Origin of the sequence: Streptomyces sp. DI166 (assembly GCF_900091315.1) — a bacterium.
Classification (GTDB): Bacteria; Actinomycetota; Actinomycetes; order Streptomycetales; family Streptomycetaceae; genus Streptomyces; species Streptomyces fuscus.
This window is the reverse complement of sequence record NZ_FLSP01000242.1, coordinates 1-1,327: the sequence shown is the minus strand read 5'-3', so window position 1 is coordinate 1,327 and position 1,327 is coordinate 1. Positions and strand designations below refer to the sequence as shown.

The window sequence follows — 1,327 nt, the reverse complement described above, 5'->3', positions numbered from 1 at the left end:
CCTACCTTCTTGAGTGCATCCCGTGAGTTCGCGACTCTGGGACTGCGCGGGTGGGGCAGGGATGGTTTTCATGCTGGCTGCCTCCGATGGCTCAGGACGCTGATCCCCCTGTCCCGCCATTTCTTCCGGACTGCTGATTAGGCACTGCGAACGATCGCTTGGTAGGGCGAGGACAGGCGGAAGAAGTCGCGCCACACGCTGCACCGGGAGGGGACCGTGACCGCCAACGCAGGCTTCGACATCGCCAAGGAATTCCACTGGCTCGCGGTGACCGACGACCGCGGCCGTCAGCTGCTCAGCCACCGGGTCGACAACGACCCCGCCGCCATCGACGAGGCGATCGGCGAACTGCACACCGTCGAGGCCGAACACGGCCCCGTCACCGTCGGCCTGGACATCCTCGGCGGCATCGCCGCCCTGCTGACCGCCATGCTCCTGACGGCCGGCTTCCGCGTCGTCCACGTCCCCGGCCTGGCCGTCAACCGCGCCCGGCGCGCCACCCGTGGCGGCGAGAACAAGTCCGACCCCCGGGACGCCAAGGTCATCGCCGAACAGGTCATGCTCCGCGACGACCTGCGCACCGTCGAACTGCCCGACGACAGCGCCGTGGAGCTGAGGCTGCTGGTCAGCCACCGCACCACGCTGGTCAGGGAGGCCACCGCCCGCACCGCGCGGCTGCGTGACCTGCTCACCGGTATCCACCCCGGCCTGGAACGGGCCGTCGACGCGACGAACCAGTCCGGGCTCATCCTGCTGGGCCACTACGTCACACCCGCCGAGATCCGCCGCGCGGGCACCGCCCGGATCGCCGACTACCTGCACCGGCACGGCGTCAGAACCGCCCTGGCGCAGCCGCTGGCCGATGCGGCGCACACCGCCGCACTCGCCCAGCGTGCCGCGCTGCCCGGCGAACGCCGCACCGCCCAGCTCATCCGGGAACTCGCCGACGAGCTGCTGGCCGGCAAACGCCGCATCAAGGCCCTGGAAGCCGAGATCGAGAAACTGGTGACCGGCCACCCTGACGGGGCCCTCATCCGCAGCCTGCCGGGGATGGGGGCCGCCCTCACCGCCGAGTTCCTCGCGGCTGTCGGCGACATCCGCCGCTTCAGCAGCGGCGACGCGCTGGCCGCCGCCTCCGGGCTGTCCCCGGTGCTCTCCCAGTCCGGCAAGATCCGCTACTCGCGCAGCGCGACCGGCGGTGACAAGGCCCTCAAACGGGTCTTCTACCAGGCCGCGTTCTGCTCCATCCAGCGTGATCCCACCTCGCGCGCCTTCTACGACCGCAAACGATCCGAAGGCAAACGACACCATCAGGCCCTGATCGCTC

Annotated in this window: 1 protein-coding gene; it reads left to right on the top strand. The window is 70.3% G+C overall.

Features of this window, described 5'->3' with window-relative positions; all coding sequences use genetic code 11:
• Positions 1-216: 216 nt before the first annotated feature.
• On the top strand, positions 217-1,327 hold a 1,111-nt coding region (locus GA0115233_RS40060), incomplete at its 3' end, for an IS110 family transposase (protein ID WP_093725720.1).